This window comes from Kitasatospora sp. NPDC049285, from assembly GCF_040678815.1.
Taxonomy (GTDB): Bacteria; Actinomycetota; Actinomycetes; order Streptomycetales; family Streptomycetaceae; genus Kitasatospora.
Window position 1 is genome coordinate 22,616 of sequence record NZ_JBFAQR010000026.1, and the last position, 16,062, is coordinate 38,677.

Consider the following 16,062-nt stretch of genomic DNA (forward strand, 5'->3'; position numbering starts at 1 on the left):
AACTGACGCTAAGTGGTAGTAGCATCATCCCCATGGACGCCATCACCGCGCACCGCAGCTCCGCGCTGCTCACCGACCGCTACGAGCTCACCATGCTGCAGGCCGCGCTGCGCAGCGGCGCCGCCCATCGCCGATCGGTCTTCGAGGTCTTCACCCGCCGCCTGCCCGACGGGCGCCGCTACGGCGTGGTCGCGGGCACCGGCCGGGTGCTGGACGCCATCGAGGACTTCCGCTTCACCACCCCGCAACTCGACTGGCTGGCCGACCAGAAGGTGGTGGAGGACGACACCCTGCGCTTCCTCGCCGACTACCGGTTCACCGGCGACGTCCACGGCTACCCCGAGGGCGAGGTGTACTTCCCCGGCTCGCCGCTGCTCACCGTGGAGGGCAGCTTCGCCGAGGCGGTGATCCTGGAGACGGTGATCCTGTCGATCCTCAACTTCGACTCGGCGATCGCCGCCGCGGCCTCCCGGATGACCGCCGCCGCCGGGGACCGGCCGGTGATCGAGATGGGCGCCCGGCGCGCCCACGAGCAGGCCGCGGTCGCCGCCGCCCGGGCCGCCTACCTGGCGGGCTTCGCCGCCACCTCGGACCTTCAGGCCGGCTTCACCTACGGCATCCCCACCACCGGCACCGCCGCGCACGCCTTCACCCTGCTGCACGACACCGAGAAGGACGCCTTCACCGCCCAGATCGAGTCGATGGGCCGCTCCACCACCCTGCTGGTGGACACCTACGACCTGGCCGAGGCGGTCCGCACCGCGGTCGAGGTGGCCGGCCCCGACCTCGGCGCGGTCCGGATCGACTCCGGCGACCTGACCCTGCTCGCCCACCGGGTGCGCCGCCAGCTCGACGAGCTCGGCGCCACCGGGACGAAGATCATCGTCACCTCGGACCTGGACGAGTACGCCATCGCCGCGCTCGCCGCCGCCCCCGTCGACGGCTACGGGGTGGGCACCAGCCTGGTCACCGGCAGCGGCCACCCGACCTGCGCGATGGTCTACAAGCTGGTCGCCCGCGAGTCGGTGCCCGGCGGCGAGCTGGTGCCGGTCGCCAAGCGCTCGGCCGGCGGCAAGACCAGCGTCGGCGGACGCAAGTGGGCGGCCCGTCGGCCCGACGCGGACGGCGTCGCGGACACCGAGATCGTCGGCACCGGCCCGGTGCCCGCCGAACTGGAGCCGCACCTGGTGCACGTGCCGCTGATCCAGGGCGGCGAGGTGGTCGGCCGCGAACCGCTGGACGCCGCCCGCGAGCGCCACCGCCGGGCCCGCGCCGCGCTCCCGCTGTCGGCCACCCAGCTCTCCCGCGGCGAGCCGGTCCTGACCACCGAGCGTCACACCGGCTGAGCCGCGGCGCGGACCCTTCCGCCGTCGCACGCCACTGCCTAGAGTGCCAAGCGCCACCGCTTCCGGGGCCGGTCCCGGAGCACCACCCGCCGACGCGGCCGCCTCGGGCCGCACCCCATCCCAACGAGAGAAGCCAGCCATGCACCGGGCCCTGATCGTCGTCGACGTGCAGAACGACTTCTGCGAGGGCGGCAGCCTTCCCGTCGCCGGCGGCGCCGAGGTCGCGGCCGCGATCACCGACCTGATCGCCGACTCCGCTCCCGGCTACGCCCACATCGTCGCCACCCGCGACCACCACATCGACCCCGGCCCGCACTTCGCCGCCGAGCCCGACTACGTCTCCAGCTGGCCCGTGCACTGCGTGGCGGGCACCGAGGGCGTGGGCTTCCACCCCAACTTCGCCCCCTCGGTCACCTCCGGCGCCGTCGAGGCGGTCTTCTCCAAGGGCGCGCACGCCGCCGCCTACAGCGGCTTCGAGGGCCTCGACGAGCACGGCGGCACCCTCGCCGCCTGGCTGCGCGAACGCGGCGTCACCGACGTCGACGTGGTGGGCATCGCCACCGACCACTGCGTCCGGGCCACCGCCCTGGACGCCGCCCGCGAGGGCTTCGGCACCCGCGTCCTGCTCGACCTGACCGCCGGCGTCGCGCCCGCCACCACCGCCACCGCCCTGGACGACCTGCGCGCCGCGGGCGTGGAGCTGACCGGCGCCCCGGTGGTCCGCACCACCGGCTGACCCTCCGCCAGGTCCACCTGACCGACCGTCACTCTGTCGGCGGTCAGCGCTCGGTGACCACCAGCTCCACCACGTCCTCGCCGCCGCGCTCGTACGCCTCGGCCAACTCGCCACCGACCACGTCTCGTTCGGCGGCGAGCCGGGCCGAGGAGACGTACACCACGCGCACCCCCAGGTACTCCATCCGGTGCTGGCCGCCGCGCACCCAGGCCGCCTCGCCCTCGCTGACGCAGCGCAGCTCGGAGTCCACCTCGACCGCCACCGCGGCCTCCGGCCAGTACAGGTCGGGCACCGCGATGTACGTGCCGCCGCGCATCCGCAGCTCGGGGCCGGCCAGCGGGGCGGGCAGGCCCTGCTCGGCGGCCAGCCCGGCCAGCTTCGCGAACGCCGACTCCCGCCGCGCGGCGAGGAGTTCGTCCACCGCGGCGCGCACCCGGGGCTCCTCCAGCAGGCCGGCGTCGGCGAGTTCGCCAATCAGCTCGGCGGCCGCGCAGCCGCCCTCCCGCTCCACCGCCTCGCGCAGCACCGCGCGCAGCAGGCCGGGGCCGACCAGTCCGGTCTCGAAGGCACCCTGCTCGGTCCACTCGCGGATCGCGTCGGCCACCGCGCGGGCGACCGGCGCGCAGGCCAGGCCGTGCACCGACCGGGCCACCAACTCCCGTTCGGTGCGCCGGATCCGCACCGGCCCGGAGTCCCGCAGCCGGCGCTGCCGGGGCACCAGCACCTCGACCCCGAGCACCGCGGGCAGCCGCGGCATCGACACGAAGCCGTACAGCGCCAGGGCCGCCGCGCCGGTGATCACCGCGCCCTCCCGGCCGCCCTCCTCCCGGCCGTTCTGCGCCGCGTACAGCAGCGCCGCCCACATCCGCTGCTCCGGGGTGGGTGAGCCGTCCTGCAGCAGGTAGACCCGTGGCAGCAGCCGCTGCCACGGACCGCCGCTCCGGCAGTGTTCGCTCACCATGCGGGCCGGCACGCCCCGGGCGCGCAACTGACTGGCCGTCACCACGTTCTGCTGGCGGCGGGCGAGTTCCTCGAGCGAGGCGGGTTGCGGGGGAATCTGGTAGTTCATGCCGTCAACACTCCCCCGCACCACCGACAGTCGACTCCTGACCTGACGAGCTGTTACCCAACCGTCGTCAAACCGGGACTGCTCCGCACTAAAGTCCCCATATCCTCACCCATTCGGCGGATAGGACGTTCACTCCGTTGCCGGATTAGATCGGACTTGTTTTCTACTATCCGATTTTCATTGGATCGCCACAGCATCACGACTCTTCCCACACCAGGACGCTGACCTGCGCGTCCTGACCGACCGTGATCGAGCCCACACGGTTGGATACCGCCCCGGCTACACCGGGGCACCCCCGAATTGCCTAACATCGGCTCATGCCCCGCGACGAGTCATCCGCCCAGCGCGCCGCCCGACTGCGCCTCGGCCGCCTGCCCGGCTACGTCCGCCAACCCGATCCCGCCCGGCGCGGCGGCGACGAGGGCCGCGCGTACAAGAAGGGCTGGGAGGTGCGTTTCACGGCGCGCAGCGAGGAAGAGATAGCCGAGATCCGCGACCTGGTGACCGCCGCCGGGTTCGCCCCGGCCCGGCCGTTCTTCAAGGGCCACCAACTGATCCAGCCCGTGTACGGGATCGCCGCCGTGCAGGCCTACCTGGCCGCGCGCGAGGCGGTCGACGAACTCCCACTGCGCCCCGGACCGGACTCGGGCATCCCCCGCCAGGAACGCCGCTCCCCCGAGACGGTGGCCTCGGCCGCCCTCGCGGCGGAGGCCGCGGCGGCGAGCGCGGCGGCGCACGCGGCTGCGGGTGGGGCGGCCGGTGCGAGTGCTGGTGCTGGTGCCGCGCAGGGCGGAGTCGGGTCGGCCGGGCGGGCCTTCGGGGCCTGAAGGACCGCCCGGGCGACCACATATGACGCCTGGTCAGTCAGCTGATGGCGCGTCAGGCGCCGAGGTGCGCGGGTCGGCCCTCGGCCGGGACGTGGTCGATGTGCACGGTGGCGGCGAGCAGGCGGGGGACGGCGCGGATCAGCGCCCGTTCCGCGGCCACCGCCACCTGGTGGCCGGCCACCACCGTCAGCGTGTGGTCGACCACGACCTCCGCCTCGGCGCGCAGCGCATGGCCGATCCAGCGCATCCGCACCGCGCCGACCCCGCGCACCCCGTCCACCGCGGCGAGTTCGCGCTCCGCGGCGTCCACCAGGGCCGGGTCGACGGCGTCCATCAGCCGTCGGCCCACCTCGCGCACCGAGGTCCGCAGCACCGCCAGGATCGCCACCGTGATCAGCAGCCCCACGACCGGGTCGGCGAGCCGCCAGCCCAGGGCGCTGCCGCCCGCGCCGAACAGCACCGCCAGCGAGGTCAGCCCGTCGGTGCGGGCGTGCAGACCGTCCGCGACCAGTGCCGCCGAGCCGATCCGCCGCCCGGTGGTGATCCGGTACCGGGCCACCCACTCGTTGCCGACGCAGCCGATCAGCGCCCCGCCGGCCACCGCCCACAGGTGCTCCACCGGTCGCGGATGCAGCAGCCGGTCCACCGCCGTCCAGCCGGCCAGCAGCGAGGAGGCGGCCACCGCCACCACCACCGCGACGCCCGCCAGGTCCTCCGCCCGGCCGTAGCCGTAGGTGTAGCTCCGGTTGGCGGCGCGCCGGCCGAGCAGGAACGCCACGCCCAGCGGCACCGCGGTCAGCGCGTCGGCCACGTTGTGCACGGTGTCGCCGAGCAGCGCCACCGAGCCGGACAGTGCGGTGATCACCGCCTGCACGGCGGCGGTGGCGCCCAGCACCAGCAGCGAGACCCACAGCGTGCGCAGCCCGGCGGCGGAGGACTCCATCGCCGGGTCCACCCGGTCCGCGGCGTCGTGGGAGTGCGGGCGCAACAGGTGCGCGAGCCGGTGGGCCAGCCTGCGGGCGCGGGTCCGGCCGTGCGGGTGGTCGGTGTGATGGTGCTCGGTGTGATGGTGCTCGGTGCGATGGTGCTCGGCGTGGTGGTGATCGCCGTGCCGGGAGTCGGTATGGTCGCCGTGGTGATGGTCGGGGCCGTCTTGACGGTGGCCGTGGCTGTTCTCGTGGGGGTCCTGGCCGGTGCCGCCGTGCGGGTGGTGGTGGCCGTGGTGCTCGTGGCCGTGCCGGTGCTGCCGGTCGGATGTGTGATGGTGGTCATGCCCGTGGCCCGGGATTCGCTCTGGAAGGTGAGTCCCGTCGCCGTGTCCGCGTTCACCCATGGGGCTCACAGTGGCACACCAACTGCCCTGCAGCCACTGCCGATCTACCATGTCTGACCAGGTGCGACGTGCTCGCAGCTGCGCCCCGGGAGCGATGACTGCTGACGGGGCGTCACACAACGGCCGGAATACGGTCCGGTGCCGGGCATCTCAGCAGACTTGTCACCCACAGCACCTGCCCGAGGGCCTAGAGTGAGCGCTGACGCTCCCCGTCCGGACCCAGATCGAGAGGCAGCTGATGTGACTGACCGTCATATCCCGGCCGCAGACTCGGCATCCGTCGATTGGTCCACCGAACTTCCGCACGTCTCCGTCGAGTTCGCCGCCTTCTGCGAACTGCACGAGCCCCGGTACCTGAGCTACGCCCGAGTCTGGTTCCGCGAGCCCGGTGCCGCCCACCGGGTGGTCCGGCTCGCCCTGCACGCGTTGGCCGCCGTCTGGCCGACCGTCCTGGAGAGCCCCAACCCCGCTGCCGCGGCCTGGCAGATCCTCCGCGACACCGTCACCGAGCAGCACGCCCTGGTCGGCGGCGAGGACCTGCGTCCCGGCGGCGACGACGAGGACCTGGCGATCCTGCACTACGTGGTCGGCCTGGCCACGCCCGAGATCGCCGACGTGGTGGGCGGCGACACCGCCAACATCACCAGCCAGCTCCGCCACACCCACCGCCGCCGCACCGCCGACTGGTGAGCACGGGCCTCCGACGCCGCCGTGGCGGCCGCGTGGCGGACGGTGCGGGTGTGGCCGCGCCACCCCGCGTGCGGGGCCGCCACACGCGCCCCTGAGCCCGTTCCCCGCCCCTCGCGTGCCTCCGCGCGCAGCGTCCGGGCGAACGACGTCGCGGGCGGGGCCGATGGGGGTGGAGAGGGGTGGGTGGCGGGGCAGCCGGAGCAGGCGGGCGGGGCGCCCGTGAGGGGAATCACCCCGTGGGGCGCTACCGCGGCATGGCGCTCCGGCGAAAGATGATCTCCAGTCGATTGAGGACGGAGACCCCGTATGCCGCTCGACCACGCCGTCGCCATGTTTCGGCACCAGGCCGAAGCCTGCGCCGAACTGGGCTCGCCGCTGTCCGCCGCCCTGCTGCGCCGCGCCGCCGAGGACCTGGCCGAGGCCGGCCCCTGCGCCGAGGCGATCGCCGGACACGAGGACGCCCCCGGACCGGCCGCCATCGCCCTGCGCCTGCTCGGCGCCGTCCACGCCCTGGTGCTCTCCGGCCGGGCGCCCGCCCTCGCCGTCCACTACCCGAGCGCCGGCGGCCGGTTCGACCCCGCCGACCCGGACGCGCCCTGGCCCGCGTTCCGCGCCACCGTGGCCGCCGAACTGCCCTGGATCCGCGACTGGTTGACCCGGCCCCCGCAGACCAACGAGGTCGGCCGGGCCAATCTGCTGCTGGCCGGCCTGACCTGGGCCCAGCGCGAACTGTCCACCGGCCCGCTGCCGGTCCGGCTGTTCGAGCTCGGCTCCAGCGCCGGGCTCAACCTCCTGGCCGAGCAGTTCCGTTGCGCCTCCCCCGGGTTCTCCTACGGCCCCGCGGACTCCCCCGTCCTGCTCGCCGACGCCTGGCGCGGCGACCCGCCGCCGTGGCTGCCGGACGCCCCGCTCCAGCAGGTGGTCGAACGCCGCGGCTGCGACCCGACCCCGATCGACCCCCGCTCCGCGGCCGGCTCCCTCGCCCTGCGCGCCTACGTCTGGGCCGACCAACTCCCGCGCCTGTCACGGCTGGACGGTGCCCTGCAGCTGGCCGCCGGCACCCCCGCCCCCGTCGCACCGCTCGGCGCCGCCGCGTTCCTGCGCGAGGTCGAGGTCGCCGAGGGGACGCTGACCGTGGTCTGGCACTCGGTCATGCGGCAGTACGTCCCGGCGGACGAATGGCAGTCCGTGGAGGGCGAGTTGGCGCGCCTGGCCACCGCGGCCGGGCCGTCCGCTCCGTTCGTCCACCTCGCCCTGGAGCCCCGCCGGGTCGGCGCCGAGCACCGCTTCCTGCTCACCGCCCGGCTGGGCGCCGGGCGGGAGCGGGTGCTGGCGGAGTCGGTGCCGCACGGGCTGCCGGCCTGGACGCTCGCCGCGTCCGACCCCGCTTTCGAACTCTGAGGAGTCGTCAGTTCGCCTTGGCGGCCTGGTGCTTGATGCCGGTGACGTCGTGCAGGTGGTGCACCGGGTCGTGGATCAGGTAGCGCGAGAAGGACTCCACGGTGAACCGGGCGCCGTCGCTGCGGGTGCCGGTGCGCTGCCACTGCGGACCCTCGACCGCCTCGAAGGACCTCGCCAACTGCTCCGCGGCCTCGGCGAGTTCGACCGCGACCCGGGCCGGGTCCTGCTCGCCGTAGCGCTCCGCCACGGCCGTCTCGTCCTGGTCCCAGTTGGCAAAGGTCGGGTCGTCCTCACCGAGTACCAGCGCCAGCCGCTGGTCGAACAGCCGGAACACGTCGCGGACGTGGCACGCGTACTCGAGGTCCGACCAGGTATCCGGGCCGGGCCGCTCGCGCAGCTGCGCGGGATCGGCGGCGAGGATCTCCGTCCAGGACGCCGCGTTGGCGCGGATCATGCCCGCGACCTCGAGGTACGGCACCGCCTGGGCATCCAGGCCGCAGTCGGCGCAGGAGCGTTCGAGGACCCAGGTCCAGTCCTTGGTGTCAGGAGTGATCATGCGTCCAGGATGGCGCGGCGGCCACCCCCTCACCAGGGGCGCAACCGCCAGCGGTCATCGAGATCCCGCCAGCGGGCGCCCGCGTGGGCTGCCTGCCCGTGGGCATCCGCGCGGGCCATTCGCCCGTGGGCGTCCGCGTGGGCCGGGCGGCACTGGACGTCCGAGGCGAACCGCTCCTGCTGCGGCAACCCGTCGAACGCGGCCTCCCGGTCGCAGGTGTGGCAGTCGCCCACCGCGACCAGGGGGCCGGAGGCGGTGTCGTGCCGGTCGGCCTCGATCGTGGGCAGCGCTCCGACATCCGCGAGGCGGCTCAGTCGAGCTACCCCGCCGAGTTGATCTTGCACACCATCGAGGTCGGCACGAGCCCCGGCAGCAGCGACCCCAACATCTTCGAACACACCGCCGCCTGCTCGGCGTTCTGCGGCCCGTCCGCAGCCGCCGACGGCCCCGCCCCCGCAACCCCCGCCACCGCGACCAGTACTCCCACCACGGCAATCTTCCAACGCATCATGACGAACGACCCTCCAGGTATCCGACGACTCCTCAGCCATCTCCTACCTGACCGGCCGCCCCCACACGAGCAACCGCCCCCATCCGTGAGCGTGTCGCCACCGCGCCACCTCACCGCTGGTACGGATTCCCCCCGCCCGGCGGGTACGCCTGCGGCTGACCGTAGGGCTGTTGCTGCTGGAACTGACCGTAGGGCTGTTGCTGCTGGGGCTGACCGTAGGGCTGCGGGGGCTGGGGCTGACCGGGTGGCTGAGGCCGGCCGTACGGCTGTGGGTGCGGGCCGTGGTGCGGCGGGTATCCGTACGTGGGCCCGTCCGGTCGGCGGGCGCCGCCGGGTGCGGTGGACCGGCGCCGGCGTCCGGACCGCACCGCCAACACCACCACGACGACCACGACGACCAGGCCCAGACCTGCGCCGGCCACCACGAGCAGCTTGTTGCCGACGTTGCCGGAGCCGTCCTGACTCGACGCGGCCGCCTGACCCCCGCCCGGGGTCGGTGCCGCCGGGTCGACCGAAGCGGTCGCGTGGCCCGCCGCCTTCGGGTTCGGCTCCGGACGGCCGAGCAGCGGGTTCTCCTTCGGCCCGTTGTCCACCACCGGGTTCGCCGCGAGGGCGGCGGCCGGCGAGACGATCCCGTAGCCGAACCTGTCATTGGGGAACGGCCCCTTGCCGTCCGGCTGCACCGCGCTCTTGATCATGCGGTTGACGACCTGACCCGCCGACAGGTTCGGGTACTTCGACCGCACCAACGCCGCGACCGCGGACACGTAGGCCGCCGAGTCGGAGGTCCCGGTAGCCGTCGCGTAGCTGGAGTTCGAGGTCGTGGACGCGGTGTAGATGTCCACCCCGGGTGCGACGACCGTCAGCTGCTTCCCGCCGACCGACTTCTGCCAGACCTCGCCGTTCCGGTCCACCGCCCCCACCACGAGCACGCCGGGGAATCCCGCCGGATAGTCGATCCCCGACCCCGGCCGGTCGCCGTCGTTCCCCGACGCGGCCACCAGGACGACCTCCTTCTCGACCGCGTACGCCACTGCCCCGCGAAGCTTCTCGTTCGTCCCGTCGACCCCGCCGAAGGACATGTTGACCACCTTCGCCCCGTGGTCGACCGCGTAGCGGATCGCGTCGGCGATCTGGTTGGAGTCGAAGCTGCCGTCCCGGTCCCCGGACTGCGTCATCACCTTGACCGGCATGATCTTGGCCTTGGGCGCCAACCCCATCACCCCCGCCCGGTCGCCGTGCCCCCGGCCCGCGATGTCAGCGGCGATCCCCGTGCCATGACCGATGCTGTCGACCCGCGGGTCCCCGCCGCCCGAGACGTCCGTCCCCTGCACGACCTGACCCGCCAGATCCTGGTGCTCGGCCACGCCCGAGTCGATCACCGCGACCGTCACCCCGGCACCCTGGCTGATCGGCCAGACCCGGTCCTGCACGCCGTAGTTCCGCAACACCCACTGCCCGTCACGGATCTGATCCGCCAAGGCGATTCCCCCACCGCCGCCCGCCCACACCAACGCCCCCGCCACCAACACGGCCGCGCCCCGCACCACTCTCCCGCTCACTCGCGGACCCCCGTCCCCTAGTCATCCGACTGCCCGTGCTGCCGCGGCCCCCCGGGCAACGAACGGTCCCCCGGCCGGGGCCCATGTCGCCCAGTCCGAGGGACCGCTCCAACTCACCGTTCAGTGCTGGTAAGGATTCCCACCCGCGGGCGGCGCCTGCGGCGGGTACTGCTGCTGCGGGTACGGCTGCTGCTGCGGATACCCGCCACCCTGCGGCTGCCCGTACACCTGCTGCGCCTGCTGCGGCGGATACCCACCCCCGTACCCCGGCCCCTGCGCCCCCCCACCAGGCGGGTTGGGCCCACCCCCGTTGCGGTTCCGCGAGCGGCGGATGAGGACGATGATCACGACGACGACCACGAGAGCGAGGACGCCGCCGACCACGGCGATCACCGTGACACTGCTGCTGGAGGAACTGCTGGCTCCGTTGGACGTCCCACTACTCGGGGCAGGGTTGCCGGTGCCGGCCGTGGCGGAGGAGGACGCACCCTGAGTCGCGCCACTCCCTGGCGACTCGGCTCGGGCCAGCAGCGGGTTCTCCTTCGGCCCGTTGTCCACCGCGGGGTTCGCGGCAAGCGAGGACCCGGGCGACGCAATCCCGTAGCCGAACTTGCTGTTCGGGAACGGCCCCTTCCCTTCGGGCTGCGCCGCACTCTTGATCATCCGGTTGATGACCTGACCGGCCGACAGGTTCGGATACTTGGACCGAACGAGGGCGGCGATCGCCGAGACATAGGCCGCCGAATCGGACGTGCCGTTGGCAACTGCGTAGCTGGAGGTCGACTTCGACGACACGGTGTAGATGTCAACGCCCGGAGCGACAAGCGTGACCTGATCGCCGGTCACCGAGCGCGGCCAGAGGTCACCGTTCCTGTCGATCGCTCCGACGACCACGACGCCGGGGAATGCCGCGGGATAGCCGATCTTCACATTGGGCTGGTCGCCGTCGTTCCCGGAGGCCGCGACCAGCACGACGTCCTTCTGGATCGCGTAGTTGACGGTCTCACGAAGGTTCTTGTTCGTCCCGTCCGTTCCGGCGAACGACATGTTGACGACCTTCGCTCCGTGGTCCACCGCGTAACGGATCGCGGCGGCAACGGCGTTGGCGTCGAAGCTGCCTTCCTTCTCGCCCGACTGGGTGTTGACCTTGAGCGGCATGATCTTGGCCTTGGGAGCCAAGCCGATGATTCCGGCGTGATCGCCGTGTCCTCGGCCGGCGATGTCCACCGCAATGCCAGTGCCGTGGTCGATCGTGTCGACTCTGGGGTCTCCCCCGCTCGGGAACTCGGCGCCCTGAACAACCTGTCCGGCAAGGTCCTGATGCTCGGCAACGCCGGAATCGATCACTGCCACGGTGACGTTCTCACCCTGGCTGACGGGCCAGACCCGCGAGTCGACGGCGTAATTCTGCAGAACCCACTGGCCGTCACGGATCTGATCCGCCGAAGCGGGTCCGGCGCTCATGCCCCACACCAGGGCCCCCGCGGCGAGCGCGGCCAGACCGCGCACGGATCGGCTGGTCGTCAAGCCTTGTCACCCCACTCGTTGAAGCGGCCGCCCGCAGACCCTGGGATCTGCGGACGGCCGGGTCATGTTCGACTGTTCTCGTGGCCGAAGGTCATTCCACCACGTTCGGATTGACCTGGTCCCCGGACGCCCACGTTTCCTCATCTTCGACGAGGTAGTCGGGACGGTCCTTGCCCTTCTTCTTGTCCTTCTTGCCGGCCTGGCCGTGCCCTGCGGCACCCTGGCCCTGTCCGGCACCGCCCTGCCCCGGACCGCCGGCCTGGCCGGCCCCGGCGCCCTGGCCCGGACGGCTGCGTCCGATGCCCGAACCGCCCTCGGTGAAGGAACGTCCGCCCGCAGTGCTCCGGGTGGACTCGCCGATGACACCGCCGGCCTTGCTGGTCAGGCTGCCACCGGAGCGACCCCCTGCACCGCTGCCGCCCGCGCCGCCGGCACCGGCACCACCGGCTCCGCCGCCGATTCCGCCCGGACCGTTGGCGCCGCCCATGCCGCCGGCGCCGAAGGCGCCGGACTTCGAGGCGTTGCTACCGGTGAAGCCGGCCCGGTTGCTGCCGATGCCGGAGCCGCCGAGCATGCCTTCCTCGCCACGGCCGATCAGACCACCCGGACCGATGTTGGGTGCCGTCCCAAGGCCTCCGCCGCCGTTGATACCGCGGCCGCCGCCGATACCGCTGGTACCACCGATGGTCGAGGTGGTACCTGGGCCGCCCGTACCGCCATGAATCCCGTCGATGCCGGTGCTGGGCCCCTTGGGCTGCGGCACGGGGTTGGCCGTGCCGCCCGAGATGCCGGGGTCGGCGGGCCGGATCACCGCAGGCTTGGGAGCCTGCGGGGCACGGTTGCTCGACGACCCGGTGTTCTTGGACGCCCCAGAGGGAGCGATCGACTGACCGGCGTTCACGAGGCCTAGGCCGCCTCCCACGATCAACGCGCTGATCGCGTCGGCACCCGAGTTGTCCGGCGGCGGAAGCTGCTGCTTGTCGTCCAGATATCCCCGCGGCGGCGGGGGCGGCGGGGGCGGCGGCTTCAGATAGGAGGTCGCGCTCCGGTAGCTGGCCGCTAGGGTCTCCATGACGCCCACAGCCTTGGCCTTGCGCGAGTCAGCGACGGAGGTCCGGGTGTCCTCGTTGTCGACACCCACCGCGCTCTGCGCGGTATCGCTGATCGCGTCGCCCGCCTTGTCCCAGAAGCTCGGCTCCTCGGGCATGTTGCGCTTCGCGGTGTCGATCGCTTCCGACATCATCTGCAGCACGTTCGCAGCGTCATTGGCGTACGCCGCTGCGTTGTTGACCGTGTCGGACAGATTGATCATCCGCGCGTGGAACGTGTCGCTGGTACTGCCCTGCCACGACGCGGTGGCGTCCGACGCCGCGGTGTTCAAAGCAGAGTGGATCTGCTTGAGCGTGTCGGTCGCGCGACGCCACGGATCGGCGGCCGACATGACCCCGCCGGAGTCCATGGACTGCACCATGTTGCGCAGGTCGCCGTGACTGTAGGCGTGAAAGTTGGTGAAGTCGTTCACAGATGGCTCCCCTCCAGCCGACCCGTGGGGCGGTCCTCGCCCAGGCTGCTGTTCGTCCGGTTCGTCACCATGTCGGGTGCGGCTCTCCGCTACCGGCCGGCGAGCTGTTCCCGGCAGGCGGCCGCGAGTCCTGCGGCACTCCGGACCGCGAACGTGAACCGGCAGACGAGGTCGTGCGGAGGGTGGGCGCGCCACCGACCGACCAACCGTCACTGTCCAGCTTCATCTGCCGAACAGTTCCGTGCTCCTGCTCCTCGTAGTTCGTCGCGGTCCGCTCAGCCCGCTGCTGGACCTCGTCGATCGCGGCCTGAAGCCCGTCCAGAACCTGCTTCAGTGTGTCCCGCATCTCGCCGTACTTCGCGTGCAGCGCCTCTGCCTCCGCGAAGTTGCCGAACGCCGACGAGCCCACGGATGTCATGCCGTGGACCTTCGAGCCGCCTGCGCCGTCTTCGAACTCCTTGAGCAGGCCGCGGACTTGCGCGGCGAACGCCCGGAGGCTGTCGACCTCGACGCGGTAGCCGTTGCCACCTGTGCTCACGTTCTTGTACCTCCCCCGTACCTGCTGCCCGCTTGACCGCCGGGGCCGGAAGGAAAGTTGGCCCCAATCCATATGTCTAACACATGCCACGGCTCGTCAAAACGCTGCCTGGTGGCGGAAGTCGGTCAGGTGTGGAGTGCGGTGGCGGCGAGGGCCCGGCGGCAGAGGGAGTCGGCGCGGCGGGTGGTTTCGGGGAGGCGGTAGGAAGGGGTGAGCGCGAGGGTGACGGCGGTGGCTTGGGGGAGGCCGATGCGGTGGCCGGTGGAGAGGAAGACGGGCTTGACGCCCTGGCGGGTGCGGAGGGCGCGGCCGACGGTTTCGGGGCCGTCGAGGAGGGGGGTCCAGTCGCCGCGGTTCGGGCCGGGCGGGTCGTGGTGGAAGGTGAAGGGGGTCTTGGCGACGCCGATGGTGGGGAGGCCGGTGTGGACGCCGAGGTGGCTGGCGAGGCCGAAGCGGCGGGGGTGGGCGAGGCCGTAACCGTCGCAGACGATGAGGTCGGGGGTGCGGGTGAGGCGGGAGAGCGCGTCGAGGACGGCGGGGAGTTCGCGGAAGGCCAGCAGGCCGGGGAGGTAGGGGAAGGCGACCCGGCCGACGGCGGTGGCCTGTTCGACGACGTCGAGGGTGGCGTAGTCGAGGAGGACGGCGGCGGCCGCGACGACGTCGCGTTCGTCGTCGTAGGCGACGTCGACGCCGGCGATCAGGGTGCCGGGGCGGCGCGGGGGTTCGGGGCCTTCGGGGTCGACCAGGGGGCGCAGGCGGTGTTGTTCGGCGCGGGCGGCGTCTGCGGTGGTCGGCCAGTCGGGGGGAACGGTCACGGTGGCTCCGGGTCACGTCGGCGGCGGGTCGCGGGTCACGGGTCGCGGGTTACGGGTTACGGGTCGCAGGTCACGGGTCGCAGGTCAAGGCATGCGAGCGGGCGGGCCCGCTCGCGCACCGGTCCACGCTATCGAGTGGCGGCGTTGCGTCCCATAAGCACGTCGGGGGTGACGGTGGCGGGCGCGTGAGCCCGTGCGCCCCCCGTGCCCCCGCATATGCCAACTCCCAACGGTTAGGCTGTACTTACCGGACCGCGACGGGCTGCACCCGCCCAACGGCCCGCCCGACGACCGGGCCCGGATCACTGTCCGGGAGCCCGCGCCGCCGCCGCATCGCCGAACCGTCCGCTCCGCGTGAAGGGTTGACTGCCATGGCCCGCGCTCGCCGGTCCACCGCCCCATCCGCTGCTTCACGATCCGTCAACTTCACGCCGAGCGCCGGACAGCTGGCGCTCGGCACGCTGATCACGGCCGCCGCGGCGGTGGCCCTGCTGGCCGTCTCCGGGGAGACCGGGGTGTGGCAGGTCGCGGTGCTGTGCGGCTTCGCGGTGGCGCTGGGGACGCTGGTCACCGCGCTGGTCTCCTCCTCGCCGCGCCGCGACGAGCCCGCGACCGCGCCGGCACCAGCGGCGGGGCAGGTTCCCCCGTCCGGGCAGGTGCCGACGGCCGCGCCGGAACTCCCGGTCCGCACGGCGTTGCCGCAGCCGGAGTACGCCCGCCAGTCCCGGTAGCGAGCGCGGCGGGCGGCGTCCGACCGGGGACGGAGAACTCCCGGGCGCGCGGCAGGTCGACCGCTGCCGAGTGCCCGGGGCCCAGCGACCAGTGACCGGTGACCGGTGACGCATCAGCGACCGATGACGCGCCGGCCTCCGACGACGGGCCAGGGGCCGGTGACGGGCCAGGGCCCGACGACGTGTCAGGCGGTGGAGACCACCACGGTCTTCGCCGCCTTGTCGTGCACGCACTGGCGGTAGGGCTTGTCGAAGACGCCGAACAGGCCGTCGACCGGCCACCACAGGCCGCCGCAGCAGATCAGCGCGGGGACGACGAAGGTGGCGGCGCGGGTCCAGGCGGCGCCGGGGGTGGGCTCGGAGCCGTCGGCGAGCATCGCGACCCGGACCTTCATCACCTTCTTGCCGAGGGTCTGGCCGTCCCGGCTGAACATCACGCCCTCGTAGACCAGGAAGAGCAGGTAGCCGAGCCAGGCCGAACCGACCCAGCCGTCCTGCTTGCCGAAGTTCGCGAACGGCAGCAGCACCACGATCGCCACCGCCTGCACCATCACCCAGTCCATCACCTTGGCCACGATCCGCGCGCCCCAGCCACCGAGCGCCGGCATCCCGGGCACCGGCCCGGGGCCCGGCGCGCCGTAGGGCGAGCCGGACGGGTCGCCGGGGGGCGGGGTCTGCCCGGGCGGCGGACCGTACCCGGGCGGCGGGTTGTCGTACGGGGAGCCCGAACCGGCCGGGGTACCGTACTGACCGCCGTAGCCGGGCGGCGTCTCGTACGGGCTGCCCGCCGACGGGGGCTGCTTGTCGAACGAGGGCCTGGCGCCCTCCTCCGGCTCGGTGCCGTTGGGTTCCTGGGTGCTCATGCCCCGAGTAGAACACCGTGAATACTACGATGTTG

The 16,062-nt window shown here is 72.9% G+C and carries 16 protein-coding genes; 6 read left to right on the forward strand and 10 right to left on the reverse strand.

From position 1 onward, the window contains the following. The first annotated feature begins 32 nt into the window (after positions 1 to 32). Both AB0K51_RS18470 and AB0K51_RS18475 read left to right on the forward strand, forming a co-directional pair. Positions 33 to 1,346 carry a nicotinate phosphoribosyltransferase gene (locus AB0K51_RS18470; RefSeq protein ID WP_363456176.1) on the forward strand — a complete coding sequence of 438 codons (1,314 nt, stop codon included), beginning with the start codon at positions 33 to 35 and terminating at the stop codon, positions 1,344 to 1,346. Between the two features lie 139 nt (positions 1,347 to 1,485). After that, positions 1,486 to 2,082 (forward strand): isochorismatase family protein, encoded by a 597-nt coding sequence (locus AB0K51_RS18475; RefSeq protein WP_363456179.1) that lies wholly within the window; start codon positions 1,486 to 1,488, stop codon positions 2,080 to 2,082. Between the two features lie 43 nt (positions 2,083 to 2,125). On the opposite strand, the gene AB0K51_RS18480 is transcribed toward AB0K51_RS18475, so the two are convergent. Next, the gene (locus tag AB0K51_RS18480; protein ID WP_363456181.1) at positions 2,126 to 3,151 is read right to left on the reverse strand and encodes a type IV toxin-antitoxin system AbiEi family antitoxin domain-containing protein; all 1,026 of its coding nucleotides are present in this window, start codon (positions 3,149 to 3,151) and stop codon (positions 2,126 to 2,128) included. A gap of 317 nt (positions 3,152 to 3,468) precedes the next feature. Here AB0K51_RS18480 and AB0K51_RS18485 point away from each other — a divergent pair, with 317 nt between their 5' ends. Then, entirely contained in the window at positions 3,469 to 3,978 is a 510-nt protein-coding gene (locus AB0K51_RS18485) for a hypothetical protein (protein WP_363456184.1), read from the forward strand. 52 nt (positions 3,979 to 4,030) lie between these two features. On the opposite strand, the gene AB0K51_RS18490 is transcribed toward AB0K51_RS18485, so the two are convergent. Further along, a complete protein-coding gene (locus AB0K51_RS18490; protein WP_363456187.1) occupies positions 4,031 to 5,311 on the reverse strand; it encodes a cation diffusion facilitator family transporter in 1,281 nt (426 codons plus the stop codon). Between the two features lie 240 nt (positions 5,312 to 5,551). Between AB0K51_RS18490 and AB0K51_RS18495 the strand changes: the two genes are divergently transcribed. Continuing rightward, positions 5,552 to 6,001 carry a hypothetical protein gene (locus AB0K51_RS18495; protein WP_363456190.1) on the forward strand — a complete coding sequence of 150 codons (450 nt, stop codon included), beginning with the start codon at positions 5,552 to 5,554 and terminating at the stop codon, positions 5,999 to 6,001. 306 nt (positions 6,002 to 6,307) lie between these two features. Then, the gene (locus tag AB0K51_RS18500) at positions 6,308 to 7,402 is read left to right on the forward strand and encodes a DUF2332 domain-containing protein (RefSeq protein ID WP_363456193.1); all 1,095 of its coding nucleotides are present in this window, start codon (positions 6,308 to 6,310) and stop codon (positions 7,400 to 7,402) included. A 7-nt stretch (positions 7,403 to 7,409) separates the two neighbouring features. Here AB0K51_RS18500 and AB0K51_RS18505 read toward each other — a convergent pair whose 3' ends face one another. The 7 genes from AB0K51_RS18505 to AB0K51_RS18535 form a co-directional block, all read right to left on the reverse strand. After that, complete coding sequence (locus tag AB0K51_RS18505; RefSeq protein ID WP_363456196.1) at positions 7,410 to 7,958, reverse strand: DinB family protein; 549 nt, start codon at positions 7,956 to 7,958, stop codon at positions 7,410 to 7,412. Positions 7,959 to 7,987: 29 nt separating this feature from the next. Next, positions 7,988 to 8,302, reverse strand: coding sequence for a hypothetical protein (locus AB0K51_RS18510; protein WP_363456199.1), 315 nt, complete (start codon positions 8,300 to 8,302; stop codon positions 7,988 to 7,990). A gap of 277 nt (positions 8,303 to 8,579) precedes the next feature. Next, positions 8,580 to 9,950, reverse strand: a complete 1,371-nt coding sequence (gene mycP / locus AB0K51_RS18515; protein ID WP_363456202.1) for a type VII secretion-associated serine protease mycosin — start codon at positions 9,948 to 9,950, stop codon at positions 8,580 to 8,582. Between the two features lie 201 nt (positions 9,951 to 10,151). Continuing rightward, entirely contained in the window at positions 10,152 to 11,558 is a 1,407-nt protein-coding gene (locus AB0K51_RS18520; protein WP_363456205.1) for a S8 family serine peptidase, read from the reverse strand. Between the two features lie 91 nt (positions 11,559 to 11,649). Then, positions 11,650 to 13,080 carry a hypothetical protein gene (locus AB0K51_RS18525; protein WP_363456208.1) on the reverse strand — a complete coding sequence of 477 codons (1,431 nt, stop codon included), beginning with the start codon at positions 13,078 to 13,080 and terminating at the stop codon, positions 11,650 to 11,652. A gap of 64 nt (positions 13,081 to 13,144) precedes the next feature. Then, the gene (locus AB0K51_RS18530; RefSeq protein ID WP_363456211.1) at positions 13,145 to 13,618 is read right to left on the reverse strand and encodes a hypothetical protein; all 474 of its coding nucleotides are present in this window, start codon (positions 13,616 to 13,618) and stop codon (positions 13,145 to 13,147) included. Positions 13,619 to 13,743: 125 nt separating this feature from the next. Further along, positions 13,744 to 14,433 carry an endonuclease V gene (locus AB0K51_RS18535; protein ID WP_363456214.1) on the reverse strand — a complete coding sequence of 230 codons (690 nt, stop codon included), beginning with the start codon at positions 14,431 to 14,433 and terminating at the stop codon, positions 13,744 to 13,746. A gap of 371 nt (positions 14,434 to 14,804) precedes the next feature. Here AB0K51_RS18535 and AB0K51_RS18540 point away from each other — a divergent pair, with 371 nt between their 5' ends. Then, positions 14,805 to 15,164, forward strand: coding sequence for a hypothetical protein (locus AB0K51_RS18540; RefSeq protein WP_363456217.1), 360 nt, complete (start codon positions 14,805 to 14,807; stop codon positions 15,162 to 15,164). Positions 15,165 to 15,349: 185 nt separating this feature from the next. On the opposite strand, the gene AB0K51_RS18545 is transcribed toward AB0K51_RS18540, so the two are convergent. Then, positions 15,350 to 16,027 carry an RDD family protein gene (locus tag AB0K51_RS18545; RefSeq protein WP_363456220.1) on the reverse strand — a complete coding sequence of 226 codons (678 nt, stop codon included), beginning with the start codon at positions 16,025 to 16,027 and terminating at the stop codon, positions 15,350 to 15,352. Positions 16,028 to 16,062: the final 35 nt, after the last annotated feature.